Genomic DNA, 1,769 nt, shown 5'->3' with positions numbered 1-1,769 from the left:
ATTTCTAAATCATCTAAACGATGACAAACTCAGCACTAATTGAAGGCGTTGGATGGGTCATTTTCTAAATCATCTAAACGATGACAAACCTTACGATCTATCTGCCGCTATGTATCGTGAATTTCTAAATCATCTAAACGATGACAAACTTACAGGAATACCATCAACTTTGGCTACTGTATTTCTAAATCATCTAAACGATGACAAACAAAGTAAAGCCACTTGCGATTGATCCTAATATTTTCTAAATCATCTAAACGATGACAAACGCTGTAATCAACTGATTTTCCATCGTCAGAACTTTCTAAATCATCTAAACGATGACAAACCATCTCGAATTTTATTACCGCACTTAAATGTTTTTCTAAATCATCTAAACGATGACAAACGTCAGGCCGCACAAACTGGTGCCGTAGTTGCATTTCTAAATCATCTAAACGATGACAAACTCAGCACTAATTGAAGGCGTTGGATGGGTCATTTTCTAAATCATCTAAACGATGACAAACGTGTAACAGGCGCAGCGATTGGATCTCTATTATTTCTAAATCATCTAAACGATGACAAACAAAATATGAACATTGATGTTCTTGATGAAGATTTTCTAAATCATCTAAACGATGACAAACTTATTTATAATTCTTTTCGTTTTTCCTTTTTTTTTCTAAATCATCTAAACGATGACAAACTGGCTTCTCGTTCTGTTCATATGAATCTTGACTTTCTAAATCATCTAAACGGTGACAAACATTTATTGCACTTCTTTAAGTGCAAAGGTTAATTTCTAAATCATCTAAACGATGACAAACAATCCTCTATCACTGATATTTTGAGAAATTACTTTCTAAATCATCTAAACGATGACAAACAACCATTGATCTCATACCCGATTTCCTAATGTTTTCTAAATCATCTAAACGATGACAAACCATTTGGTTAGAAACGCCCTGTTCATTTTTTGTTTCTAAATCATCTAAACGATGACAAACTTGATGATCCTCCTTACCGTATTTGCGCACATTTTCTAAATCATCTAAACGATGACAAACATTTACAAGAATCACAATATATAGATTTAGATTTTCTAAATCATCTAAACGATGACAAACTATTGTTTACTTGACCAGAGACATAACCACTTTTTCTAAATCATCTAAACGATGACAAACATCCACGCCGACACGAGATTGACCAAGCGTTATTTCTAAATCATCTAAACGATGACAAACGTTAATGGGCAAATATTTGTTCGTCCTATATTTTTCTAAATCATCTAAACGATGACAAACGGATAATACTGTTCGCCGAGGTGATTGTATTATTTCTAAATCATCTAAACGATGACAAACATTAGGCGCTAAATTAAATAAACCTTGTTACGTTTCTAAATCATCTAAACGATGACAAACTTAGTAATAGAAATTATAGATGTATCAGCGTCTTTCTAAATCATCTAAACGATGACAAACTTCCTCATACTCATATGATCATGACCAATGATTTTCTAAATCATCTAAACGATGACAAACCTATACCCGTACAAATCATGGTTGCTTGACTATTTCTAAATCATCTAAACGATGACAAACTTGGTTCTGCTTTTGATGTTGATGTGTGGAAATTTCTAAATCATCTAAACGATGACAAACTAAAGCCCAATAATTACTTGCTGGACTATTTTTTTCTAAATCATCTAAACGATGACAAACAATTAGAAAATGATTGTGGGTTCATCTGTATATTTCTAAATCATCTAAACGATGACAAAC

At 32.7% G+C, this 1,769-nt stretch carries 1 CRISPR repeat array.

Annotated features, from left to right (window positions below):
* Position 1: 1 nt before the first annotated feature.
* A CRISPR array of direct repeats spans positions 2-1,769; the repeat unit is 28 nt; unit sequence TTTCTAAATCATCTAAACGATGACAAAC.

The organism is Acinetobacter venetianus RAG-1 = CIP 110063 (assembly GCF_000368585.1).
Lineage (GTDB): Bacteria > Pseudomonadota > Gammaproteobacteria > Pseudomonadales > Moraxellaceae > Acinetobacter > Acinetobacter venetianus.
This window is presented reverse-complemented; position numbering and strand designations above follow the sequence as displayed.